At 58.4% G+C, this 24901-nt stretch carries 23 protein-coding genes; 9 read left to right on the plus strand and 14 right to left on the minus strand.

Annotation, left to right across the window (positions count from 1 at the left end; translation table 11 throughout):
- From BK659_RS23180 to BK659_RS23190, 4 genes are all read left to right on the plus strand, one after another.
- On the plus strand, nucleotides 1-3735 hold a 3735-nt coding region (locus BK659_RS23180; RefSeq protein ID WP_259740301.1), incomplete at its 5' end, for an RHS repeat-associated core domain-containing protein.
- Entirely contained in the window at nucleotides 3735-4325 is a 591-nt protein-coding gene (locus BK659_RS23185) for a hypothetical protein (protein ID WP_123427428.1), read from the plus strand. The genes BK659_RS23180 and BK659_RS23185, both read left to right, overlap by 1 nt.
- An 87-nt stretch (nucleotides 4326-4412) precedes the next feature.
- Nucleotides 4413-4571, plus strand: a complete 159-nt coding sequence (locus BK659_RS27810; protein ID WP_185015456.1) for a hypothetical protein — start codon at nucleotides 4413-4415, stop codon at nucleotides 4569-4571.
- The gene (locus BK659_RS23190) at nucleotides 4568-5179 is read left to right on the plus strand and encodes an imm11 family protein (RefSeq protein ID WP_076029261.1); all 612 of its coding nucleotides are present in this window, start codon (nucleotides 4568-4570) and stop codon (nucleotides 5177-5179) included. Before BK659_RS27810 ends, BK659_RS23190 begins: the two co-directional genes overlap by 4 nt.
- Before the next feature lie 624 nt (nucleotides 5180-5803).
- Here BK659_RS23190 and BK659_RS23195 read toward each other — a convergent pair.
- From BK659_RS23195 to BK659_RS23205, 3 genes are all read right to left on the minus strand, one after another.
- Complete coding sequence (locus BK659_RS23195) at nucleotides 5804-6079, minus strand: HU family DNA-binding protein (protein ID WP_003213368.1); 276 nt, start codon at nucleotides 6077-6079, stop codon at nucleotides 5804-5806.
- Between the two features lie 189 nt (nucleotides 6080-6268).
- The gene (locus BK659_RS23200; RefSeq protein ID WP_123427430.1) at nucleotides 6269-7417 is read right to left on the minus strand and encodes an NAD(P)/FAD-dependent oxidoreductase; all 1149 of its coding nucleotides are present in this window, start codon (nucleotides 7415-7417) and stop codon (nucleotides 6269-6271) included.
- Between the two features lie 34 nt (nucleotides 7418-7451).
- The gene (locus BK659_RS23205) at nucleotides 7452-7622 is read right to left on the minus strand and encodes a rubredoxin (protein WP_123427432.1); all 171 of its coding nucleotides are present in this window, start codon (nucleotides 7620-7622) and stop codon (nucleotides 7452-7454) included.
- Nucleotides 7623-7823: 201 nt separating this feature from the next.
- Between BK659_RS23205 and BK659_RS23210 the strand changes: the two genes are divergently transcribed.
- Together BK659_RS23210 and ubiA are read left to right on the plus strand one after the other, a co-directional pair.
- Nucleotides 7824-8387 (plus strand): chorismate--pyruvate lyase family protein, encoded by a 564-nt coding sequence (locus BK659_RS23210; protein ID WP_123427434.1) that lies wholly within the window; start codon nucleotides 7824-7826, stop codon nucleotides 8385-8387.
- Nucleotides 8387-9277, plus strand: coding sequence for a 4-hydroxybenzoate octaprenyltransferase (ubiA, locus tag BK659_RS23215; RefSeq protein WP_123427436.1), 891 nt, complete (start codon nucleotides 8387-8389; stop codon nucleotides 9275-9277). Before BK659_RS23210 ends, ubiA begins: the two co-directional genes overlap by 1 nt.
- A 124-nt stretch (nucleotides 9278-9401) precedes the next feature.
- Here the strand turns inward: ubiA and BK659_RS23220 are convergent, their stop codons facing one another.
- A complete protein-coding gene (locus BK659_RS23220; RefSeq protein WP_123427438.1) occupies nucleotides 9402-9782 on the minus strand; it encodes a COG4315 family predicted lipoprotein in 381 nt (126 codons plus the stop codon).
- A gap of 151 nt (nucleotides 9783-9933) precedes the next feature.
- Between BK659_RS23220 and phoB the strand changes: the two genes are divergently transcribed.
- The 3 genes from phoB to BK659_RS23235 all read left to right on the plus strand — a co-directional run bounded on the left by phoB (nucleotide 9934) and on the right by BK659_RS23235 (nucleotide 13611).
- Complete coding sequence (gene phoB, locus BK659_RS23225) at nucleotides 9934-10623, plus strand: phosphate regulon transcriptional regulator PhoB (RefSeq protein WP_007896474.1); 690 nt, start codon at nucleotides 9934-9936, stop codon at nucleotides 10621-10623.
- 81 nt (nucleotides 10624-10704) lie between these two features.
- Nucleotides 10705-11991, plus strand: coding sequence for a phosphate regulon sensor histidine kinase PhoR (gene phoR, locus BK659_RS23230; protein ID WP_259740302.1), 1287 nt, complete (start codon nucleotides 10705-10707; stop codon nucleotides 11989-11991).
- A gap of 279 nt (nucleotides 11992-12270) precedes the next feature.
- The gene (locus BK659_RS23235) at nucleotides 12271-13611 is read left to right on the plus strand and encodes a hemolysin family protein (RefSeq protein ID WP_123427442.1); all 1341 of its coding nucleotides are present in this window, start codon (nucleotides 12271-12273) and stop codon (nucleotides 13609-13611) included.
- Between the two features lie 141 nt (nucleotides 13612-13752).
- On the opposite strand, the gene BK659_RS23240 is transcribed toward BK659_RS23235, so the two are convergent.
- The 10 genes from BK659_RS23240 to BK659_RS23285 form a co-directional block, all read right to left on the minus strand.
- A complete protein-coding gene (locus tag BK659_RS23240; RefSeq protein ID WP_123427444.1) occupies nucleotides 13753-14649 on the minus strand; it encodes a peptidoglycan DD-metalloendopeptidase family protein in 897 nt (298 codons plus the stop codon).
- 119 nt (nucleotides 14650-14768) lie between these two features.
- Nucleotides 14769-15086, minus strand: a complete 318-nt coding sequence (locus tag BK659_RS23245; protein WP_123427510.1) for a helix-turn-helix domain-containing protein — start codon at nucleotides 15084-15086, stop codon at nucleotides 14769-14771.
- A 5-nt stretch (nucleotides 15087-15091) separates the two neighbouring features.
- A complete protein-coding gene (locus BK659_RS23250) occupies nucleotides 15092-15415 on the minus strand; it encodes a type II toxin-antitoxin system RelE/ParE family toxin (protein ID WP_123427454.1) in 324 nt (107 codons plus the stop codon).
- 253 nt (nucleotides 15416-15668) lie between these two features.
- Nucleotides 15669-16058, minus strand: coding sequence for a DUF6124 family protein (locus BK659_RS23255; protein WP_123427456.1), 390 nt, complete (start codon nucleotides 16056-16058; stop codon nucleotides 15669-15671).
- 475 nt (nucleotides 16059-16533) lie between these two features.
- Complete coding sequence (locus BK659_RS23260; RefSeq protein WP_123427458.1) at nucleotides 16534-17478, minus strand: response regulator; 945 nt, start codon at nucleotides 17476-17478, stop codon at nucleotides 16534-16536.
- Nucleotides 17479-17658: 180 nt separating this feature from the next.
- Complete coding sequence (gene phoU / locus BK659_RS23265) at nucleotides 17659-18420, minus strand: phosphate signaling complex protein PhoU (protein ID WP_123427460.1); 762 nt, start codon at nucleotides 18418-18420, stop codon at nucleotides 17659-17661.
- Nucleotides 18421-18533: 113 nt separating this feature from the next.
- Nucleotides 18534-19367, minus strand: coding sequence for a phosphate ABC transporter ATP-binding protein PstB (gene pstB, locus BK659_RS23270; RefSeq protein ID WP_019694309.1), 834 nt, complete (start codon nucleotides 19365-19367; stop codon nucleotides 18534-18536).
- 143 nt (nucleotides 19368-19510) lie between these two features.
- A complete protein-coding gene (gene pstA / locus BK659_RS23275; protein WP_123427462.1) occupies nucleotides 19511-21181 on the minus strand; it encodes a phosphate ABC transporter permease PstA in 1671 nt (556 codons plus the stop codon).
- Nucleotides 21182-21196: 15 nt separating this feature from the next.
- Nucleotides 21197-23230, minus strand: coding sequence for an ABC transporter permease subunit (locus tag BK659_RS23280; RefSeq protein WP_185015457.1), 2034 nt, complete (start codon nucleotides 23228-23230; stop codon nucleotides 21197-21199).
- A 499-nt stretch (nucleotides 23231-23729) separates the two neighbouring features.
- Complete coding sequence (locus tag BK659_RS23285) at nucleotides 23730-24734, minus strand: phosphate ABC transporter substrate-binding protein PstS (protein WP_123427466.1); 1005 nt, start codon at nucleotides 24732-24734, stop codon at nucleotides 23730-23732.
- Nucleotides 24735-24901: the final 167 nt, after the last annotated feature.

The raw sequence follows: 24901 nt of genomic DNA on the forward strand, positions 1-24901 counted from the left end.
GCCGTGCGCAGCGGCGACCGCACCACCTGCGACGCCAAGGTGGTGGGTTCCGGGCTGATCTCACCCAACGTCACCATCGGCGGCGGTTCGGCGGTGGTGCGCGAGATCCGCAGCGGCAAGACCCCAGGCGTGGGGCTGGCGGTCACCGCGTTACTGATGCTCAAGGGCGGCAAAGGCAAGTTCTTCAGCAAACTGCCGTGCATGCTGATCGGCGGCGCGACGTCGATGGCCGTCAGCAGCGCGATGGGCGCCATGGCCAACGCCGCCATGGGCTCGTCGAACCCGGTGCATGCCGCGACCGGGGCCAAGGTACTGGGGGGCGATGAAGAGCTGGATTTCGTGCTGCCCGGCATCTTGCCGATCGATTGGCAGCGCTTCTACAACAGCCGTGACGAACGCCGCGACGGGTTGTTCGGCGCGGGCTGGAGCGTGTCCTACGAGGTGTGCGTCGAAATTCTGCCTCACCCGGAGGGCGGGGAAACGCTGGTCTACACCGATGAACAGGGCCGACGTATCGACATGGGTTCGATCCCCTTGGGTGGCGCGGTGTTCAGTGCCGGTGAAGGGCTCAGTGTTCGACGGCACGTTAATGGGCAGTTGTTGATTGAAAGTACGGACGGGTTGTATCGGCTGTTCGACGGTACACCCGGTAATCCGTCCTTGTTGCGCCTGAATCAGCTGGGTGATCGTAATGACAACCGGGTTCACCTCGACTATGACGAAACCGGACGGTTGGCGCGCCTGCGGGATACTTTCGATCTGGTGCAGGTCGAGCTGACTCATGAAGGCGGTCGCGTGGCTCGGGTGGAACGCCTGTACCCCGACCAACGCCGCGAAGTGCTCGTCAGCTACGGCTACGACGCAGTGGGCGATCTGGCCGAGGTGCGCGACGCCACTGGCCAGGTGCAGCGGCGCTTCGCCTACGACGCCGGGCGGCGGATGGTCGAGCATCAGTTGCCCACGGGGCTGCGCTGCTTCTATGAATGGGCTTATATCGAGGAAAAAGAATGGCGCGTGGTCCGGCACTGGACCGACGAGGGCGATACTTACCGGTTCGACTATGACCTCCTCGCCGGTGTCACGCGCATCACCGATGGCTCGCAGCGCGTCAGTACGCGCCGGTGGAACACCCAGCATCAGATCACCGAATACACCGACAACCTCGGCCAGACCTGGCAATTCGAGTGGAACGACGAGCGCCAATTGCTCAGCGCCACCGACCCGCTGGGCGGGCGCTATGCCTACAGCTACGACGACGCCGGCAACCTGATCGGCGAAACCGACCCGCTGGGCCGCAGCGATTCGACCCTATGGCTGGAACACTGGGCCTTGCCGCTGGTGGAAACCGATGCCGCGGGCAACAGTTGGCAATATCGCTATGATCAGCGCGGCAACTGCATCGCCGAAACCGATCCGCTGGGCCACATCACCCGCTACCGCTACGACACTCACGGCCAGGTCGTCGAGATCATCGACGCCACCGGCAAAAGCAAAAAGCTGCGCTGGAACCCGTTCGGCCAACTGGTCGAACACATCGATTGCTCGGGTTATCCGACGCGGTTCAGCTACGACAACCGGGGCTATCTGCAAACCATCACCGACGCCCTCGGCGAACGCACCCAGTTCAGCTACGACGCCCAGGGGCGGTTGATCAGCAGCCAGTTGCCGGACGGCCGCACCGAGCAGTATCAGCGCGACGTCGCCGGCCAGTTGATCGGCTACACCGACCCGGCCGGGCATACCACCCTGTATCAACATAACCGTCGCGGCCAGGTGCGCCAGCGCACCGACGCCCATGGCCGGCAGGTGCAGTTCGGGTACGACAGCTATGGGCGACTGCAAGCGCTGACCAATGAGAACGGCGAAAGTTATCGGTTCGCCTGGGATGCTGGAGACCGGCTGACCGAACAACAAGACCTCGACGGCAGCGCCAAGCGCTACACCTATGATCTGCTGGATAACGTCGCGGCGGTCACGGCGATTCCCGCGCCTTACGGTAACGGCCTGGCCGTCGTCCCCGAAGCACCTCCGGCCCCCATCGTTCATCGGCTGGAACGCGACGCCGTTGGCCGGCTGATCGCCAAAGTCACCGACGATGGCCGCACCGACTACAGCTACGACCCGCTGGACCAGCTCACCGCCGTCACCTTCACCGACCACCAGGGCAACGCACAAACCCTAAGCTTCGCCTACGACGCCCTCGGCCAGTTGCTCGCAGAACAAAGCACGGCCGGCAACCTGCACCACCACTACGACGAACTCGGCAACCTGATCCAGACCCAACTGCCCGACGGGCGCTGGCTCAATCGCCTGTACTACGGCAGCGGCCACCTGCACCAGATCAACCTCGACGGCCAGGTCATCAGCGACTTCGAACGCGACCGCCTGCACCGCGAAGTGCTGCGTACCCAAGGCCAGATCAGCACTCGCAGCGAGTACGACCGTAGCGGCCGCTTGCGCTCACGCCAACGCCGCCACAGCAGTCAGCCATCACTGATGCCGGCAGCGGTGCAAAAGCACTTCGAGTACGACCCCGCCGACAACCTGATCGGCAAACTCGACCAGCAACCCGCCGCGCAACACCGCCAACTGCTGCACTACGACGCCACCGGCCGCATCATCGCCAGCCAGGACAGCCTGCACGGCCAGCGCGAAACCTTCGCCTACGACGCCGCCGCCAACCTGCTGGACGGCCCGCAACCCGGTGCCGGGCTGGTGGTGCACAACAAACTGCTGACCTATCAGGACAAACGTTATAGCTATGACGCGTTTGGCCGGATGATCGAAAAACGCAGCGCTAAACGGGGCCTGCAACGCTTTGCCTACGACGCCGAAAGCCGGTTGATTGAAGTGCGCAACGAAAACGGCAGCGTGGTCAGGATGACCTACGACCCGCTGGGCCGACGCATTGAAAAAACCGAGCACGACACCCACGGCTACCCGCTGGGCGAAACCCGCTTCACCTGGGACGGCCTGCGCCTGTTGCAGGAACATCGCCATCAGCAGACCAGCCTCTACCTCTACGAAGACGAAGGTTACGACCCCCTGGCCCGCGTCGACGGCACCGGCCCGCTGCAAAAAATCCGCTACTACCACAACGACCTCAACGGCCTGCCGGAACAGCTCACCGAAGCGGACGGCCACAACGTCTGGCAGGCGACTTATCGGGTGTGGGGCAACACGTTAGAAGAGGTGCGCGAGCCGTACTACATTGAAGAGCAGAACCTGCGATTCCAGGGGCAGTACCTGGACCGGGAGACGGGGCTGCATTTCAATACGTTCAGGTTTTATGATCCGGATGTGGGGCGGTTTACGACGCCGGATCCGATTGGGTTGAAGGGAGGATTAAACCTCTATCAATATGGATATAACCCCGTTGGATGGGTGGATCCATGGGGTTGGAGTTGTGTCCAGTTCAAACGCTGGAAAAGAGGCGACGCTATTGATAAACCTCTGCCTAACGGCAAAGCTCCTGCATGGGACGTAGTGAGGTCAAGGTATTGGAAGAATCGACACGAAGCCTCGAAAGCTTCAGGTGAGTTCAGTCCAGCCAATATGAGCCGAATGAAACGTGGCTCGGCCCCCTTGGACGCAAACGGAAACTCGATGGAGTTGCACCATCACAACCCTCAACGCAATGGCGGAGTCGGCGTGAACAACCCGCGAAATTTACGTGAAGTCACACGAGAACAACATGCCGAACTTGATGATTTCAGACATCTAGGAACCAAGTAATGACTGCTATAGAAATTGTGAAGCAATTTGTCGAGGCATCCATTTCGCCAAAAGAATTCGAAGGGAAAATTTATGCCAACTCATCAATTGAAGAGCTACTAAGAAGCGAGAAAAATTTACCAGCTTACGTGGCAGAACCAGACCTATACACATACGCCATTAGTCAAAACTATGAAAACCTTGAATCCATATATAACATCCAAACTCTTCTATCTGACTTTTTAAACAAGAAAAATATACCCCACACGGTCGAAAGAAAATATGAAGAGCTATTTAACCTAACGCTGAAAGTTCAGCCAAAATGGTTGTCCCTACCATCAGATTATCTATCCAGCCTCATTGAAGACAAAAAATCACTTAGCGCCAAAGAGCTGCAGTTATGGTTAAAGGAAAAAATAAAAAGTGATTTTCGCTCTCTGAAGACACCACCCAAATGGCTCCAAAACCCCGAATGGCCTATACAGGATGGAAAGCCAATGATTTTTTTGGGGCAACTCGATATTAGTGATTTAAGCCATGACAACTCTCAGGCTTATTTGTTTTTTGATGAAAATAAGAGAGCGTTTCATACGGTCACGCAATCTTGCTGATCAGCATTGACATTGAAAAAAGCAGAGCAGAATGATTCATTGTCGAACTCACAGTTTAATAGACCAATACGAGGATCGTTTACTCTTGTGCCCCTTGCCGCAGTGGTCGCTTACCTGCGCGACAATGCCGTACACACCAGCCAGCCCTCGATGACGCCGGCTGTCATGCAAAAGCATTCCGAGTACGACTTCGCCGCCAACCTGCTGACGGCCGGTGTTTATTACGGCCAGGAAAATCAAACATGATTTTAAGTTGGAAAGCCCCTACTTATTACAGCGAACAACTGATCGGCTCGTATGACATCGAAAGCGGTTCTTATGAAACCGCCGGTTCGAATTTTGACTACCTGTCATTGTTGGCGGGAAAACCCTATCCATTGAATATGGACAAGCCAAAGGTCTATTTTCCGTGCAAGAAAAAAAAGTTGCTTGCGTATGACTGCCTATGGCTACTTGGGGGAGTCCCACTAGTCACTGAGCGACTTGCGGATTTTCTCACCCATCAATCTGCTCAGGACATTCAGCTCATTCAACCTGCTGTCGTCATTGCAGACGGGGAAGAGGTCGACGAAGCTTTTTTCATAGTGAATGCAATCAATACCGTCAACGCGATAGATCAAGGGCAATCTGCCGCTGAACGGGATGATGACGGATCGATCATCTATTTCACTAAAACCTGGTTCCTGGACGATGCTGCCGGCATGCGCGGAATCGCTCGTGAGCCAGAGTCAGGAGACCTTCTGATCTCTCAGCAGTTGGCCGATTCTATGATCGAGAAAAAATTCAAAAGCAACAAAGGCTTGGGTTTCTATATCGCCAACCGCACGTTTGTCCCTTATAAAAATCAGGCCTAGGCTTCTGGCCCACATAATGGCCGACATTTTTAGGACCGGCGCCGGGCTAGTGGTGCACAACAAAGTAACCTTGAACTCATGGACAAGTCCTACCACAAAACCAATAGCAAGGCCCTGCATTGGTATCCTGAAGGGGAAAATCCATATGGACTCAATTAACAACGCCCGCTGCCAACTCTGCAAAGAAACATTCGAGCTGGACGCGCAGCAGCCTGCCAATTGCCGATGTCCGATCAGCCAATGCACCGGCTGGGTTGATCTGATTGATGAGCAATCTCCGCCCTTCTGGGGCTGTGGTGAATGCGGCAGTGTTTGATATGAAGAAAAAAACCTGCAAAAAGAAATCACAGCCATCATTGGCTCGTATCCGTATAGAGCCGGCAGCTACAAGCAGTTGAACGGCAAATGGATTCCCGGTGATTTAAATTCAGAACCTGCGAATTACGAAGAGCTCGTCGCGAAAGAGCCGACAGACGATCATGACGAGTTGGTAAGGGGATAAGCGTGGCGACGCCAAAACGCGTCGATTACTGTAATTACAAAACCCACAAAAAATGGGCACCCGACCCAGTCGGTGTGCCCATTTTTTTACCGCCCCGCCTCCCTTCGAGACGGTACCGCTAATTACGGATTAACGCTGTCTTTGAGCGACTTGCCCGGTTTGAAGGCAACGGTGTTGCTGGCCTTGATTTTCACTGGCTCACCGGTTTGCGGGTTCTTGCCGGTGCGAGCGCCACGGTGGCGCTGCAGGAAAGTACCGAAGCCCACCAGGGTGACGCTGTCTTTACGGTGCAGAGCGCCGGTGATTTCTTCAAGGACGGCGTTGAGAACGCGGTTAGCCTGTTCTTTGGTGAGGTCAGCCTTTTCAGCGATTGCTGCGGCGAGTTCTGGTTTACGCATGAGTGAAGCCTCTTTGACGGTTTTTTGTTGTTATGTCCGTGCTGTTCTTCCGGAACAGCGCCCAAGGCGCCGCAGGCTCTACTCTGCGGCAGACGGGAGTGAGGATGGCACGCGGTTAGTTGCGGCGCCAGTCTCGGGGCGACCTTTGTAGGGGCAAAAGCGGGGTGATTCCGACAGAACGACCGGTATTTACGCCAGAAGCGCCGGAAGCTCCTTGTTTAGAGCCAGTTTCTCCATCACCGCCGCCCCGGTAAGCGCGTAACCCAGCAGTTTTCCGCTGGCATCACGGCACAGCGCCTTGATGTCGGCGCCCTGCCCTTCGACGGTCCAGATACCTTCAAAACCCCGTGGCGGTGGGGAAACCACCAATGGGCAGACCGGTGTTTTCACGGTGATCGGCATCGCACCGTAGCTGACCGCGGTCGGGTTGCCGGCCAGGGTCTGAGCCAGCGCACGCGCACAGCTCATCAGGGGCATCACGTACAGCAAATTCAGCCCATCGACTTCGGCGCAGTCGCCCAAGGCGTAGATATTGGCGTGAGAGGTCTTGAGGTGACGGTCAACGACCACACCGCGATTGATCTGCAAACCGGCAGCGGCCGCCAGATCGATGCGCGGGCGCAGGCCAATGGCTGAAACCACGACGTCGCAGGGGATCACCTGGCCGTCGGACAAATGCCCTTCGAGCCCGTCATCGGTGCGCTGCAAGCGGTTGAGTACCGGGCCGAGGTGGAACTGCGCGCCCAAACTTTCCAGCCCGGCCTGCACCGCAGCGGCCGCCGCCGGGTGAAGCAGCGTCGGCATGACTTGTTCGCATGGCGCGACCAGTTGCACTTCATAACCACCGAGGATCAGATCGTTGGCGAACTCACAGCCGATCAGGCCGGCGCCGAGTAGCAGCACCCGACGCTTACCGGCCGCCGCTGCACGAAAGCGCGCATAGTCTTCGAGGTCATTGATCGGGAAGATCGCCTCGGGCGCATCGCCCTGCACCGGCACGCGTACGGTTTCCGCGCCCCAGGCGAGGATCAGGTCACGATAGACCACGGCTTCTTCGCCGATCCACAGGCGTTTGTGGCCTGGGTCGATGCCGCTGATGCGCGTGTGGGTGCGCACTTCAGCTTTCAGTTGTTCGGCCATGGCGCCGGGCTCGGCCATGCTCAGGCCATCGGCGTCCTTGTTCTTGCCGAAACCAGTGGAGAGCATCGGCTTGGAGTAAGAGCGGCCGTCATCTGCGGTAATCAGCAGCAGCGGTGTTTCGCCATCGAGTTTGCGAAACTCCCGGGCCAGGTTGTAGCCAGCCAGCCCAGTGCCGACGATCACGACAGGTGCGTTCATTCCTTACTCCTCTTCAATTCATAAAAAGCTGTGATCAGGCAGCGATTTCGATCATCTCGAAATCCATTTTGCCGACGCCACAGTCGGGACACAGCCAGTCTTCCGGCACGTCCTGCCACAAGGTACCGGCGGCGATGCCATCATCCGGCCAGCCTTCGGCTTCGTTGTAGATCAGCCCACAGACCACGCATTGCCACTTCTTCATTACTTGTTTCCTCAGGTTCTCAGGCTTTTGCTGGCGCGAACGGTCGCCTGATAAAGGTCTGCCGTCCGGCTCAAGGCGTTTTGTACTGATCGGGCTCAACAGATGCAAGCCTGTTCGGTGCCATTACCCCGCCCGATCAATCAATATCACCGACCGACATGGTAAGCTCGCCGCCTCATTTGCTGCCAATACTGACTCACTGTGCCGCACTCAAAACCCCTCGCCCCTGCTCTGCTCTGGCTGCCACAAAGCCAGCTGACCCCGCTACCTGACGCGCAAACCCTCGACTGGCTATTCGATGAGGGCTCGCTCACCCGTCGCCTGACCCGTTTGTCGGATAACGGCTTCAGCGTGACGCCGCTGTTCGAAGGCTGGCAGCCTTTGCGCGCAGACGAATGTGTCGCACTGGAATTGCCCGAAGGCAGCGAAGGCTGGGTTCGTGAGGTGTATTTGCGCGGTCATGGCGAGGCCTGGGTGTTTGCCCGCAGCGTCGCGGCGCGCAGTTCGTTGCAGGACGGCGGGTTGAATATGGATGAGTTGGGCAGCCGCTCCCTGGGCGAGTTGCTGTTTTGCGATCAGGCGTTCCAGCGCCGCGCCATCGAGGTTTGTCACTATCCCGTCGAGTGGTTGCCGAGCGAATCCCGGGCACCGCAATTGTGGGGCCGTCGTTCGCGTTTCGACCGGGGGAGCTTAAGCGTACTGGTCGCGGAAATATTCTTGCCGACGCTGTGGCGTGCTGTTTGCGCGAATGCGGAGAACTGCTGATGTACCAGAGCCTGCTCAAATCGTTGAATCGCCTGAACCCACGTGCCTGGGACTTCATTCAACTGACCCGCATGGACAAGCCCATCGGCATTTACCTGCTGCTGTGGCCGACCTTGTGGGCGCTGTGGATTGCCGGTAAAGGTTCGCCGTCACTGGCCAATATCGTGATTTTCGTCCTGGGTGTGGTGCTGACCCGCGCCGGTGGCTGCGTGATCAATGACTGGGCTGATCGCAAGGTCGACGGCTACGTGAAACGTACCGAACAACGGCCATTGGTCAGCGGCAAAATCAGTTCGAAAGAAGCGCTGGTGTTCTTCGCGTTGCTGATGGGCGTGAGTTTCCTGTTGGTGCTGTGCACTAACGCGGCCACGGTCTGGCTATCGTTCGGCGGTCTGGCGCTGGCCGCCACTTACCCGTTCATGAAGCGCTACACCTATTACCCGCAAGTGGTGCTGGGCGCTGCGTTTTCCTGGGGCATGCCGATGGCGTTCACCGCTGAAACCGGTGAGCTGCCGGCCATTGCCTGGTTGCTGTGGATCGCCAACCTGCTGTGGACCGTGGGTTATGACACCTATTACGCCATGACCGACCGCGACGACGATTTGAAGATCGGCGTGAAATCCACGGCGATTCTGTTTGGCGATGCCGATCGGGTGATTATTCTCACGCTGCAAGGGCTGGCCCTGGCGTGCTTGCTGCTGGCGGGATCAAAATTCGAGCTGGGCGGCTGGTTCCACCTGGGGTTGCTGGCTGCGGCAGCGTGCTTTGCCTGGGAGTTCTGGTACACCCGGGACAAGGACCGACTGAAGTGTTTCCAGGCCTTCCTGCATAACCACTGGGCCGGGTTGGCGATTTTCATCGGAATCGTGCTGGATTACGCGTTGCGCTGATTGTTTGAAAAGATCGCAGCCTGCGGCAACTCCTACGCCCGATCGGCGTACACCCGATTGGCGTACACCTGTAGGAGCTGCCGAAGGCTGCGATCTTTTAGCAGTTCAGATCATCGGGCGCCGGTCAGTGCTTGGCCATATGCCACATACCGTTCATTTTACCGTCACCCATTTTGTCGCCGGGCTTCGTGTCCATTTTGAAGGTGTACATCGGCTTGCCGTCATGAGCCCATTGCATCGTGCCGTCGTCGCGCTTGATCACCGTCCATTTTCCCTCGGGCTTGGCGTCCATCGGGGCCACCATCGGTGGCCAATACTCGGTGCACTTGGCATCGCACATCGACTTGCCACCTTTGTCTTTGTCAAAGGTGTAGAGGGTCATGCCCTTGGAATCGACCATCATGCCGTCTTTCATCATGGCCGGTTCGGCCGCGAAGGCCATTGTCGGCAGCGCCAGCGCAGCCGTAATCAGCAGGGCCTTCCAGGATTGAGCGTAGTGAGTCATGGAAACCTTCCTTTGTGGTTGTCAGGATTCGAACTTTGAGCTTAGTTCAGGATTGCACTGATCGCCGCACGACTAAAATACTGTCACACGACTGCAATAATTCCGTTATCTAATGCGGCGCAAGACAGTTAAATGACAAGAGGATTAAGGCATGGTTGGCAGGAGTATTCTGATCGTCGACGACGAAGCGCCCATTCGCGAAATGATCGCCGTTGCGTTGGAAATGGCCGGCTATGACTGCCTGGAGGCGGAAAACTCCCAGCAGGCCCACGCCATTATTGTCGACCGTAAACCCGACCTGATCCTGCTCGACTGGATGCTGCCCGGCACGTCAGGCATCGAGTTGGCCCGGCGTCTCAAGCGCGATGAACTGACCGGGGACATCCCGATCATCATGCTCACCGCCAAGGGCGAAGAGGACAACAAGATCCAGGGCCTGGAAGTTGGCGCCGATGACTACATCACCAAGCCGTTTTCCCCACGTGAGCTGGTTGCGCGCCTGAAAGCCGTGCTGCGTCGCGCTGGTCCTACCGACGGCGAGGCGCCGATCGAAGTCGGCGGCCTGCTGCTGGACCCGATCAGCCATCGTGTGACCATCGACGGCAAACCCGCCGAGATGGGCCCGACCGAATACCGCTTGCTGCAGTTTTTCATGACTCACCAGGAACGCGCCTACACCCGCGGGCAATTGCTCGATCAGGTCTGGGGCGGCAATGTGTATGTCGAAGAGCGCACCGTCGACGTGCATATCCGTCGTTTGCGTAAAGCCCTCGGCGATGCCTATGAGAATCTGGTACAAACCGTGCGTGGCACTGGTTATCGCTTTTCCACCAAAGCCTGAGCCAGCCCTTACTTGCTCGACAAGCTGACAAGGACGCATGTTTAAGTGAACCAAAACTGGCATGGCACTCTGATCCGCCACATGCTGTTGCTGGTCACCGGCTGTCTGGTGATCGGCCTGATCACAGGCGCATACGGCTGGAGCCTGGCCGCAGGCCTGGGGATTTACCTGGCCTGGACCCTCAAACAACTGCTGCGTCTGCACGAGTGGCTACGCCTGCAAAAACCCGACGAAGCACCACCCGACGGCTATGGCCTGTGGGGTGAAGTGTTCGACAGCATCTACCACCTGCAACGGCGCGATCAGCGCGTGCGCGGACGCCTGCAAGCGGTGATCGACCGGGTTCAGGAGTCCACCGCGGCGTTGAAAGACGCAGTGATCATGCTCGACAGTGACGGCAACCTGGAATGGTGGAACCGCGCCGCCGAAACGCTGCTGGGCCTCAAGACCCCGCAGGACAGCGGTCAGCCGGTAACCAATCTGGTGCGTCATCCGCGCTTCAAGGAATACTTCGAGCAGGACAGCTACGCCGAACCGCTGGAAATCCCTTCGCCGACCAACGACCGGATGCGGATTCAGCTGTACATCACCCGTTACGGCAACAATGAACACCTGATGCTGGTGCGCGATGTCACCCGCATTCATCAACTTGAGCAAATGCGCAAAGACTTCATCGCCAACGTCTCCCACGAACTGCGCACGCCATTGACGGTGATCTGCGGCTACCTGGAAACCCTGCTCGACAACGTCGAAGAAGTGAATCCGCGCTGGAGCCGTGCGTTGCAGCAAATGCAGCAGCAAGGCGGGCGCATGCAGACGCTGCTCAATGACTTGCTGCTATTGGCCAAGCTCGAAGCCACCGATTACCCGTCGGACAACCAACCCGTGCCGATCGACAGTCTGCTGCAATCGATCAAGAGCGATGCCCAGGCACTGTCCGGGCAGCGTAATCAGCACATCACCCTGGAAGCCGATTCGTCGATTATGCTCAAGGGCAGTGAAGCGGAACTTCGCAGCGCGTTCTCGAACCTGGTGTTCAACGCGGTCAAATACACCCCGGACGGCGGTAATATCCGCATCCGCTGGTGGGGTGACGAGCAAGGCGCACACCTCAGCGTGCAGGACTCGGGGATCGGCATCGACAACAAACACCTGCCGCGCCTGACCGAACGTTTCTACCGCGTCGATTCCAGCCGCAACTCCAATACCGGCGGCACCGGACTGGGCCTGGCCATCGTCAAACACGTTTTGTTACGACATCGCGCGCGAATGGAGATCAGCAGCGTGCTGGGTCACGGCAGCACGTTCACCTGCCATTTCGTGCCGGCACAGGTCACAAAATCGCGGGTCAACTCGCTGACCGACTAGCGCACGTGTCGTGGCCTGTACGGCTAGTTCGTTAGCTCAAATTCGGATGCCAGCGGTCCAGAGCCAAGGCGCTGTGACGAGTCATAGCCCGCTATGGCGAGGAACAGCAACGCAGGATATGGGCTGCTGGCGCCGAAGTTGACTAACAGAACTGGCCACACAGGCCACTACCCTCTAGGCAATCGCCCTGTCAGCCGCTACATTGGCTGACTTGGGCCTGCCTTTCAGGCTCGGCAATCCCCTTTCCTTTCGAATATACGGAACCCGCAAAACTCCATCATGGACCCTTCCCCTGGCTTGACCCTCGCTTCACTCTTCGCCGATTTCGGCATGATTCTTTTTGCACTGATCCTGGTTTTGCTCAACGGTTTCTTCGTTGCGGCGGAATTTGCCATGGTCAAACTGCGCTCGACCAAGGTCGAGGCCATTGCCCATAAAAACGGCTGGCGCGGGCAGATCCTGCGCACCGTACACAGCAAGCTCGACGCCTACCTGTCCGCCTGCCAATTGGGTATCACCCTCGCCTCCCTGGGCCTGGGTTGGGTCGGTGAACCGGCGTTCGCGCACTTGCTGGCGCCACTGCTCAGTGCGGTGGGCGTAGAGTCCGCTGAAGTGGTCAAAGGCATATCGTTCTTTACCGCCTTCTTCATCATTTCCTACCTGCACATTGTGGTCGGCGAACTGGCCCCCAAATCCTGGGCGATCCGTAAACCCGAGTTGCTGTCGCTGTGGACCGCAGTGCCGCTGTACCTGTTCTATTGGGCAATGTACCCGGCCATTTACCTGCTCAACGCCAGCGCCAACACCATCCTGCGGATCGCCGGCCAAGGCGAACCCGGCCCGCATCACGACCACCATTACAGCCGTGAAGAACTGAAACTGATCCTGCACTCCAGCCGTGGCCAGGACCCGAGCGACCAAGGCATGCGCGTACTCGCCTCGGCCGTGGAGATGGGTGAGCTGGAAGTGGTCGACTGGGCCAACTCCCGGGAAGACCTGGTGACGCTGGAGTTCAATGCGCCGCTCAAGGAAATCCTCGCACTGTTCCGTCGTCACAAGTTCAGCCGCTACCCGGTGTACGACAGCGAACGCCAGGAGTTCGTCGGCCTGCTGCACATCAAGGACCTGCTGCTGGAACTGGCCGCACTGGACCACATTCCCGAGTCGTTCAACCTGGCCGAGCTGACCCGCCCGCTGGAGCGCGTATCGCGCCATATGCCGTTGTCGCAGTTGCTGGAGCAGTTCCGCAAAGGCGGTTCGCACTTCGCCGTGGTCGAAGAGGCCGACGGCAACATCATCGGCTACCTGACCATGGAAGACGTGCTGGAAGTGCTGGTCGGCGACATCCAGGACGAGCACCGCAAAGCCGAACGCGGGATCCTCGCTTACCAGCCGGGCAAGTTGCTGGTGCGTGGTGACACACCACTGTTCAAGGTCGAACGCCTGCTGGGCATCGATCTGGACCACGTCGAAGCAGAAACCCTCGCCGGGCTGATCTACGAAACCCTGAAACGGGTGCCGGAAGAGGAAGAAGTGCTGGAAGTCGAAGGTTTGCGGATCATCATCAAAAAGATGAAAGGTCCGAAGATCATATTGGCCAAGGTGTTGATGCTCGACTAGTGCCCGACACCTGATCGGCGTCGATCCCATCGCGAGCAAGCTCGCTCCCACAGGGGATTTGTGTTTTGCCGGGAAACCGGAGTAACACCGAATCAGTGTGGGAGCGAGCTTGCTCGCGATAGCGCCAGCTCGGGCAACACATCATTGTTTGCCGAGCGCAAAGTTCGGCAAGCTGCCCACCGGCTGGTTGAACTGATACGGAATCGACACCAGCCCCAGCCCGCTATTGCGCTGCACCACGAAGTGCAAGTGCGGCCCGCTGCTGTTGCCGGTGTTGCCCGACAGCGCCAACGCGCTACCGACCACCACCCGCTGACCTTCCCGAACACACACCGAACCGCGCTTGAGGTGCAGGTACACGCCCATGGTCCCGTCATCGTGCAGCACCCGCACGAAATTGCCGGACGGATCGGTGCCGCGTCCGCTCTGGCTGTTTTCGGTCTTCACCACCACCCCGCCACGCGCCGCAATGATCGGCGTGCCTTCCGGCATGGCGATGTCCATCGCGTAACGGTTCTTGACCCCAAAGTGGCTGTATTGGCCATTGGCGCCCTGAGTCAGGTGAAACGGCCCGCCACGCCACGGCAGCGGATACCGATAGGCCAGCGTGGTGCCTGAGGGGTCGCCCAGTGAATAGTTGAACGTCGGGGTATAGGCCAGCGGCTTGCCAGGCGCAATCGCCGTGAGCAACGCCAGACGCATAGTGCTGCGCGCCGGCAACACCCGGCGGATCGTCTGCGAAGGCGCGCCCCTGACATTCATCAGTCCTGCAAAACTCAACTCGACCTCTACCGGCGCATACAGGTCGTTACGCGCAAACACGATGTGCGTGTCCTTCTGCTTCTTGATATCCAGATGAACCTGGCGCTCAAGGTGCTCGTCCATCCGGTCGCGAAACACAAATATCCGGGCGCCATGGGATGGGCGATCACTGTAGGAGACCACGCCAGTGGCACTTGTGGACTTGTAAATAGTGATAGCCACAGCCGAGGTGGAGGCCATGAACAGACCACAGAAAAACAGCAATCGCGCGAGCATGAGTAAAGTTCTGTCGAGGAAGGCCTGGAAACAGCCTAGCAGCCAGAATCGACCCGTGTAGCCGGCAGATGTTTCAAATGATCGTTCCCAAACCTTTCGTAAACGATCAACTGACCGCATCAGACCATCTGGAGTGGCCCGAGCGGCTGTGGGTCGAAACAGATATCAACGCCCAATCGAGCGGCTGCGGACAAGTTCACCAAGGCATCCAGCGAGAACTTGTCGATCTTGCCGTTGAGCACATCATTGAGCCGGGGTTGAGTGATGCCCAGGCGTTTGGCCGCGTCCTTTTGCGGCAACTCCCAGGCACGAATGGTTTTGCACAGTTCCTGCATCAGCCTGGAACGCAGGCGCATGTTGGCCGCTTGTTGTGGAGTGTCTTCCAGCGCATCCCAGACACTGGTGAAACGCTCGGTTTGAATCTGACGTTCGGTCATGGTGTTCAACCTATTTCCTGCAATCTGGCGCGTGCCAGTTCGATATCCCGCATTTCGGTTTTCTGTGTGGTTTTACGCAGCGCGTGCAGTACATAAATCGCATCCGGCCGGTTGACCACATAAAACACTCGAAACGCCCCTGACTCTTCGGTAATCCTGATCTCGTTGACGCCCCGCCCTATGGTCTTCATAGGCCTCCAGTCAAAGGGCTCTTCGCCCTGTTGCAAAAGATCCAGTTGAAAACCCGCAGCCCGCCGCACATCAAGTGGAAAGGCTTTGAGGTCCTTGAGCGCACTCCCTAAAAACACCACATCCTTGTGTCTTGGCATCGACGCCTCCTGTTGCTGACAGGAAAAGCGTAATCACGATTGCCCAAGACTGCGGCTTCGGGTTGTTTCAAAGCGTGGCAGATCAACCTGACGGTGCAAGATCGCTATCAATCAGGCTATATCGAAACGGATATAAATCAAGAAACGAATCGTGAATCCGATGCGCGGACACGAAACAAAAAAACACCACCTTATCGATTGAACGCGGAGCGTCCGGGGAGGCGTTCCCACGCCGGAGCGTGGGAACGATCAGCTACATCTTGACCCGATATTCCGTTGGGTTCGGCGGGTCGAGGTTGTCCATGGCGCGGTCGATCAGCAGCTGTGCGCCTTCGGCCATGCGGTAGATGGCGAGGGCGACGTTGCGGCGGGAGCCTTCGATTTCGAAGGCGAGGTCGCCGGCGATGGCTTTGATGGAGGCGATATCTTCGGAGGCGTTGGCCAGGAGGCTGTCGGTGTCGACGTCTGGGGCGACGATGAAGAGTTGGCCTTTGCGGGCGTCGGCCAGGTGGATTTTGTGGCGTGGTGGGATCAGGTGGTGGTCGAGGGCGCGTTCGGCGGCTTCGTGGAGTTTTTTCGAATCGAGGGATTCGTAGGGGGAAGTTGCTGGGTCTTCTGGTGGATTAGGTGTTGGCTTGATCATTGGAGTAATCCCGAGATTAAGGAGCTAACACCGTTTCGCTTGCTTCGAAAGAGGTGGCAGCTGTGCATAGGTGTGCAAGACCGGGCTCGGAAACCGGCAGACCCGAAGGCCTCCCACACACAGCCGCCATAACGATTCGCGAGCATAAGAAAACGCTCGATGAATAGCCATCTACGATTGTGTACCAAGCCGGACTTGCACGTCCGTGTCACCGTTTTTTGGTGACAGGGTGAGACTAGCCCTGACTCGCAGGCCGGGCTAGTTACCGAACACCGCTACAACTTGAAGGAAATGTCCGAGGGGTTGGGAACGACCAATGAGCGCTTCAGGGAGAGATGCGCAGAGTTCGATGACCCCATCGCGAGCAAGCTCGCTCCCACACTGGTTGTGTGTCGATCACATAAATGTGGTTCGACGCCAATTAAATGTGGGAGCGAGCTTGCTCGCGATGGCGTACGGGTAGACGACGCTGTACTTACGCGCCCGGTACGAAATGCTTCTGCGCCGTGCCACGGGCAATCAGGCGGGAGATGTAGTCGAGCTTTTGTGCGTCCTGGTCGACGAAGCGAAAGGTCAGTTGCAGCCATTCGCTGTCGGGTTTCGGTTCAAAGGCGACGATAGCGTGCAGGTAACCGTTCAGGCGTGCGACTTCAGCGTTGTCACCCTGCTCCAGGTCGAGCACTGCGCTATCCAGCACTTGTGGCAGGGTGTCGGTGCGTTTAACCACCAGCAACGCTTCCTTGATGCTCAAGGCTTTGATCACACATTGCTGAGTGCCGTTGGGCAGACGCAGTTGACCTTGGCCACGACCGCCGGCCGGGGCCGCTGCAGGGGCTTTGACCGGCGGGCTGTTGAGCAGGCCGCGAGAGGGTGCTGCTGCCGGGGCAGGTACGGCGGCGGCAGGCTTGGCGAACGGATTGACCGGGGCCGCTGCAGGGGCCACGACAGCCGCCTTGCCGCCCGTGAGCGCGCTGAGGGAGTCGTTGCCGAACGCCGAATTCATCTTGGTGGGCGCGCTGTTCATCAAGGTGTCGAGTTTGCCGACCTTGTTCAACGCCTGCTTGACCTTGGTCAGCAGCTGCTCGTTGGTGAACGGCTTGCTGACATAGCCGGAAACGCCGGCCTGGATCGCCTGAACCACGTTTTCCTTGTCGCCACGGCTGGTCACCATGACAAACGGCATGCTCTTGAGATTGTCCTGCTCACGGCACCAGGTGAGCAGTTCGAGGCCGGACATTTCCGGCATTTCCCAGTCGCACAGGACCAGGTCGAATGCTTCCTTGGCCAGCATGGCCTGGGCCTTTTTGCCGTTGACGGCATCTTCGGTCCGGATACCCGGGAAGTAGTTGCGCAGGCACTTCTTTACCAGATCGCGAATAAACGACGCATCGTCCACGACCAACACACTGATCTTGCTCATCCAACACCCCTATAAAAATCCCGGCAAGCATAACGCTGGCTGATGGCACTTTGCCAAAACTCTTCAGTCACGCCGGGACTTTTCGTTCGCGGGTGCTGCTTTTTCATTCGGCGTTTCAATTCGAAAGCCACACAAACAAAAACGCCCGACCACAAGGCCGGGCGCTTTACTTGGGCAATCTTACTTATCGTCAGCTTTGCCCGGAACATTAGCGCTTTCGGCACTTGTGCCTTCAACTTCTTCCTTCATGCGCTTGAGGCCCAAGTGACGGACATCGGTACCGCGCACCAGGTAAATCACCAGCTCGGAAATATTGCGTGCGTGGTCGCCGATCCGCTCCAGTGAACGCAGCACCCAAATGATGCTCAAGACCCGCGTGATAGAACGCGGATCTTCCATCATGTAGGTCGCCAGCTCGCGTAGCGCGGTCTTGTATTCGCGGTCGATGGTCTTGTCATATTGGGCCACCGACAACGCCAGGTCGGCGTCGAAGCGAGCGAAGGCGTCCAGCGCGTCGCGAACCATGTTGCGGACCTGGTCGCCGATGTGTCGAACTTCGACGTAGCCACGCGGGGCCTCGCCTTCTTCGCACAGCTGAATGGCACGGCGGGCGATTTTGGTCGCTTCGTCACCGATGCGTTCCAGGTCGATCACCGACTTGGAGATGCTGATGATCAAGCGCAAGTCGGACGCGGCTGGCTGACGACGGGCCAGAATGCGCAGGCATTCTTCGTCGATGTTGCGCTCCATCTGGTTGATCTGGTCGTCGATCTCGCGCACTTGCTGGGCCAGGCCCGAGTCCGCTTCGATCAGTGCAGTGACCGCGTCATTGACCTGCTTCTCGACCAACCCGCCCATGGCCAGGAGGTGGCTGCGCACTTCCTCAAGCTCAGCGTTGAACTGCTGGGAGATGTGGTGAGTTAAACCTTCCTTCGAAATCATGATTTGCTCCGCAAAAGCTGTGAGCTGCAAGCTACAAGCTGCAAGCTATTTGTGTCGTAACGCTGAACCGCTCTCACTTGCCGCTTGAAGCTTGCGGCTTGCAGCTGCCTCAACTAGCCATACCGACCGGTGATGTAGTCTTCGGTCTGCTTCTTCGCCGGATTGGTGAACAGGGTGTCGGTGTCGCCGAATTCCACCAGTTTGCCCATGTACATGAACGCCGTGTAGTCGGAAACCCGCGCGGCCTGTTGCATGTTGTGGGTCACGATGACGATGGTGAACTTGGATTTCAGTTCGTAGATCAGTTCTTCGACTTTCAGCGTCGAGATCGGGTCGAGTGCCGAGCACGGTTCGTCGAGCAACAGCACTTCCGGCTCTACCGCGATGGTACGAGCGATCACCAGACGTTGCTGCTGACCACCGGACAAGCCCAGTGCCGACTCGTGCAGACGGTCTTTGACTTCATCCCACAGTGCCGCGCCCTTCAACGCCCATTCGACGGCTTCGTCGAGCACGCGCTTTTTGTTGATGCCTTGAATGCGCAGACCGTAGACCACGTTTTCATAGATGGTTTTCGGGAACGGATTCGGCTTCTGGAACACCATGCCGACGCGACGACGCAATTCGGCCACGTCTTCGCCCTTGCGGTAGATGTTGTTGCCGTACAGGTTGATCTCGCCTTCGACACGGCAGCCGTCCACCAGATCGTTCATCCGGTTGAACGTGCGCAGCAGCGTTGACTTGCCGCAACCGGACGGACCGATGAAAGCGGTCACGCGCTGCTTGGGAATGTTCATGCTGACGTCGTACAGCGCTTGTTTGTCGCCGTAGAACAGGCTCAGGCTCGGCACTTCGATGGCCACGGTTTCCTGTGCCAGGTTCAGGCTCTGTTTGTCGCGACCCAGGGCCGACATGTTGATGCCGTGGGTATGTGTTTCGTGCTGCATGGGAAACTCCCTGTGCTAACAAATTCGGTTCGGTTGTGTGGGAGCGAGCTTGCTCGCGATTTGGGCAACTCGGTTCACTTGAAACCGCGGCGATGCCATCGCGAGCAAGCTCGCTCCCATAGAAAAATCAGTGCTGCATGAAATCAGCTGTCCAGCGCTTTGTATTTCTCGCGCAGGTGGTTACGAATCCACACTGCCGACAGGTTGAGCGTGGCGATCACCAGCACCAGCAGCAGCGCCGTGGCGTACACCAGCGGCCGCGCGGCTTCGACGTTCGGGCTCTGGAAGCCGACGTCATAAATGTGGAAGCCCAGGTGCATGATTTTCTGGTCAAGGTGCAGGTAGGGGTAATTGCCGTCTACCGGCAGCGACGGCGCCAGTTTCACCACACCCACCAGCATCAACGGCGCCACTTCACCGGCGGCGCGAGCCACGGCGAGGATCATCCCGGTCATCATCGCCGGGCTGGCCATTGGCAGCACGATCTTCCACAAGGTTTCAGCCTTGGTCGCGCCGAGGGCCAGCGAGCCTTCACGCACGGTGCGAGGAATCCGCGCCAGACCTTCTTCAGTGGCCACGATCACTACCGGCACCGCCAGCAGCGCCAGGGTCAGCGAGGCCCAGAGCAAGCCCGGGGTGCCGAAGGTCGGCGCCGGCAAGGCTTCAGGGAAGAACAAACGGTCAACCGAGCCGCCGAGCACGTAAACGAAGAAGCCCAGGCCGAACACGCCGTAAACAATCGCCGGAACGCCCGCCAGGTTGTTCACCGCAATGCGGATCAAACGGGTCATCGGCCCCTGGCGTGCATATTCACGCAGGTAGACCGCCGCCAGTACGCCGAACGGGGTAACGATCATCGCCATGATCAGAGTCATCATCACCGTGCCGAAGATCGCCGGGAAGATCCCGCCTTCGGTGTTGGCTTCACGCGGGTCGTCGCTGAGGAATTCCCAGACCTTTTTGAAGTAGAAACCCAGTTTGGTCAGGTAGCTCATCGAGTTCGGCTGGTAGGCATGAACCACTTTGCCGATACCGATTTCGACTTCCTTACCGTTGGCATCTCGAGCGGTCAGGCTGTCGCGGTTGAACTGCGCGTGCAGGTCGCTCAGGCGCGCTTCGACGTCTTGATAGCGGGCGTTCAGCTCGGCGCGCTCGGACTCCATATCAGCTTGCGCGGCGGCGTCGAGTTTGCCCTCCAGTTCCAGCTTGCGGCCGTGCAGGCGAATACGCTCAAGGCCTGAGTTGATCGCGCCAATGTCGGTTTTTTCGAGGCTCTTGAGTTGTGCCGCGAGCTTGTTGACGCGATCCACCCGCGCTTGCAACTCTGGCCAGGCTGCTTCGCCTTCAGCGATGACCTTGCCGTCCTGTTTGACGTTGAGCAGGTAGCCGTAGAAGTTACCCCACTCGCGACGCTCGATGGTCATCAACTCCGGTGGATTGCTCTGGTTGGTCAGCCACTCGCCGACAATCCAGGTGAAGTCATTGCCGTTGAGGTCACGGTTGCCGACCTTGATCAGCTCGCGGGTCATGAACTCCGGGCCCTGATCCGGCACTGGCAAACCAGCGCTTTTCAGACGCTCACGCGGCACTTCTTCCTTCTGCACCACTTCGCCGATGACGATATGGTTGGCCTGGCCTGGCACGTCGTAACTGGCGTGCATCAGGTCTGCCGGCCAGAAGTGGCCCAGACCGCGCACGGCAATCACCGCCAGCAAACCAATGGTCATGATGACCGCGATGGACACCGCGCCACCGCTGATCCAGACGCCGGGGGCGCCGCTCTTGAACCATCCTTTCAGGGAGTTCTGTTTCACAGACTTCTACCTTTCTTAAAGCGACGAGTATTTCTTGCGCAGACGCTGACGGATCAGCTCCGCGAGGGTGTTCATGATGAAGGTGAACAACAGCAACACCAGCGCCGAGAGGAACAGCACGCGGTAGTGGCTGCCGCCGACTTCCGACTCGGGCATTTCCACCGCGACGTTGGCGGCCAGAGTGCGCAGGCCTTCGAACAGGTTCATTTCCATGACCGGGGTGTTACCGGTGGCCATCAACACGATCATGGTTTCACCAACCGCACGGCCCATGCCGATCATCAGTGCGGAGAAAATGCCCGGGCTGGCGGTGAGGATCACCACGCGAGTCATTGTCTGCCATGGCGTAGCGCCGAGGGCCAGGGAGCCCAGCGTCAGGCCGCGCGGCACGCTGAACACGGCGTCTTCGGCGATCGAATAGATGTTCGGGATCACCGCAAAGCCCATGGCCAGACCGACCACCAGTGCGTTGCGCTGATCGTAAGTGATGCCCAGGTCGTGGGAGATCCACATGCGCATGTCGCCGCCGAAGAACCAGGTCTCCATGTACGGGCTCATGTACAGCGAAAGCCAGCAGACGAAAATGATCACCGGGATCAGGATCGCGCTTTCCCAGCCGTCCGGCACTTTCAGGCGCAGCGACTCAGGCAGGCGGCTGAAGGTGAAACCGGCCACCAGGATGCCGACCGGCATCAACAGCAGCAGGCTGAAGATCCCCGGCAAGTGGCCTTCGACATACGGCGCGAGGAACAGACCGGCGAAGAAACCGAGAATCACCGTCGGCATCGCTTCCATCAATTCAATGACCGGCTTGACCTTGCGGCGCATGCCCGGAGCCATGAAGTACGCGGTGTAGATCGCGGCCGCAACAGCCAGCGGCGCCGCCAGCAGCATCGCGTAGAACGCCGCTTTCAGCGTACCGAAGGTCAGTGGCGAAAGGCTCATCTTGGGTTCGAAGTCGGTGTTGGCCGCGGTCGATTGCCAGACGTATTTAGGCTCGTCGTAGTTTTCGTACCAGACCTTGCTCCACAACGCGCTCCACGAGACTTCCGGATGCGGGTTGTCGAGCAGCAGCGGTTGCAGCTTGCCGCCCTGCTCCACGATGATGCGGTTGGCACGCGGCGACAGACCGAAGAGGCCCGTGCCATCAACCACCTGGTCCACCAACAAGGTGCGGTGAGCGGTGCTGTGAAACACGCCGAGCTTGCCGGCAGTGTCGAGGGCGACGAAGCCTTTGCGACGTTCTTCGGCGGTGATTTCAACGATCGGCGTGGTGCCCATCTGGAAGGTGCGGATCTGTTTCAGTCGTTGCTCGCCATCGGTATCGCGAGCCATGAACCACTGGGCCAGACCACCCTTGGAGTCGCCGATGATCAGCGAGATACCGCCCACCAGTTGAGTACTGGCAGTCACTTGCGCTTCGCCGTCTTCAAGCAGTTTGTAGCGACCGTTGAGGCTCTTGTCACTCAGGCTGAAGACGTCGGCCTGAGCACGACCATTGACCACGTACAGCCACTGCTGACGCGGGTCGACGAAGATGTTCTTCACCGGTTCGGTCATTTGCGGCAGTTCGATACGCTTCTGCTCGTTGGTGACCTCACCGGTCATCATGTTTTCTTCGCTGGTCAGCGACAGTACAAGCAGTTGCGAGCCGGTAGAGCCGGCGAGCAGCAGGGTCGAGTCGGTCGCATTGAGGCTGACGTGCTCCAGGGCACCGCCCTGCTCGTTCAATGTGATCGGCGTTTCGCCGTACGGGAATTCGATGGCCGGCGAAATGGTCTTTTTGCCATCCGGGTAGCTGACTTTATAGGTGTGACGGAACACCAGCACCTGACCGTTGGACAAGCCCACCGCTACCAGCGGATGGCCGGGTTGATCTTTACCAATGGCGGTTACGCTGGTGCCGGCCGGGATCGGCAGGTCGACGCGGCGCAGCTCGGCACCACTGTCGATGTCGAAAAACAGCGCCTGGCCCTTGTCGGAAACCCGCATGGCGACCTGGTTCTGTTCTTCGAGGGAGATCATCAGCGGTTTGCCGGCGTCTTGCATCCAGGCCGGAGTAATCGCGTCTTTGGCGGTCAGGCTGGCGCCCTGAAACAGTGGCGCAACGACGTAGCCAAGGAAGAAGAAGATCAGCGTGATCGCGCCGAGCACGGCGAGGCCGCCGACAAGGACATACCAGCGGGTCAGGCGATCTTTGAGCGCGCGCATACGGCGCTTGCGTTGCAGCTCAGGCGTATTGAAGTCAATGCGCTTGGGGGGATTGGTAGTCATGTTGGAATTGGCCAGATCATTCATGCGCACACCCTAGCGATCCTGTATGACAGAAAGATGACAATGCAGTGACGCAACAAATCCGCCGCCCGTATGAACTGGCAGCGGACAGAAATTTGGGAGTGTAGGAGCTGCGTAGGAGCTGTCGAGTGAAACGAGGCTGCGATCTTTTGACCTTGCAGTTAAAAAGCCAGATCAAAAGATCGCAGCCTCGTTTCACTCGACAGCTCCTACGCCCTCCTACAGGTCCGAGGTTAGCCCCGGACCTACGGTTTTACTTTTTTGCGACTTCAGCGCCGCCTTCCGCCAGACCCAGATCAGCCAGCGCCTTGGCGGCAACTTTGGCTGGCAGTGGGATGTAGCCGTCTTTCACGACAACTTCCTGGCCCTGTTTGGACAGAACCAGTTTCACGAACTCGGCTTCCAGCGGGGCCAGAGGCTTGTTCGGGGCTTTGTTGACGTAAACGTAGAGGAAACGCGACAGCGGGTATTTGCCGTTCAGGGCGTTTTCTTCGCTGTCTTCGATGAACTCGGTGCTGCCTTTCTTCGACAGGGCAACAGTTTTCACGCTGGCGGTCTTGTAGCCGATGCCCGAGTAACCGATACCGTTCAGCGAAGAGCTGATCGATTGCACGACCGAAGCCGAGCCTGGTTGTTCGTTGACGTTTGGCTTGTAGTCGCCTTTGCACAGGGCTTCTTCTTTGAAGTAGCCATAAGTGCCAGATACCGAGTTACGACCGAACAGTTGAACCGGCTTGTTGGCCAGGTCGCCTTTCACGCCCAGGTCGGCCCAGGTTTTGACTTCTTCTTTAGCGCCGCACAGACGAGTCGAGGAGAAGATCGCGTCGACTTGTTCCATGGTCAGGTGCTGGATCGGGTTGTCCTTGTGCACGAACACGGCCAGGGCATCCACGGCAACCGGGATGGCGGTTGGCTTGTAGCCGTACTTCTGCTCGAAGGCAGCCAGTTCGGTGTCCTTCATTTTGCGGCTCATCGGGCCCAGGTTAGAGGTGCCTTCAGTCAACGCAGGTGGCGCAGTGGCGGAGCCAGCGGCCTGAATCTGGATATTTACGTTCGGGTATTCTTTTTTGTAGTTCTCAGCCCACAGGGTCATGAGGTTGGCCAGGGTATCGGAACCGACGCTGGACAGGTTGCCCGACACACCGGTGGCCTTTACATAAGGCTTAATAGCCGGGTCAACACCAGCAGCGACCGCATTGGCGGTTGCAACGCCAGCAGCGACAAAAGTCATTGCCACCATCAAACGCTTCAGTTTCATGCCTTACTCCTAGCAAATAGGGTGTGTTAAGTCGGGGCCAAGTATCGGCAGGCCGTATGAACACTCTATGACTCGAATATGACAATTAGATGAAAGGCCAGTATTCGATTTTTTACAGGATGATTCGCGTCGCCCCCATCGCGAGCAGGCTCGCTCCCACAGGGGAT

The sequence above is a fragment of the Pseudomonas brassicacearum genome, assembly GCF_003732225.1.
In the GTDB taxonomy this organism is placed as follows: Bacteria; Pseudomonadota; Gammaproteobacteria; order Pseudomonadales; family Pseudomonadaceae; genus Aquipseudomonas; species Aquipseudomonas brassicacearum_E.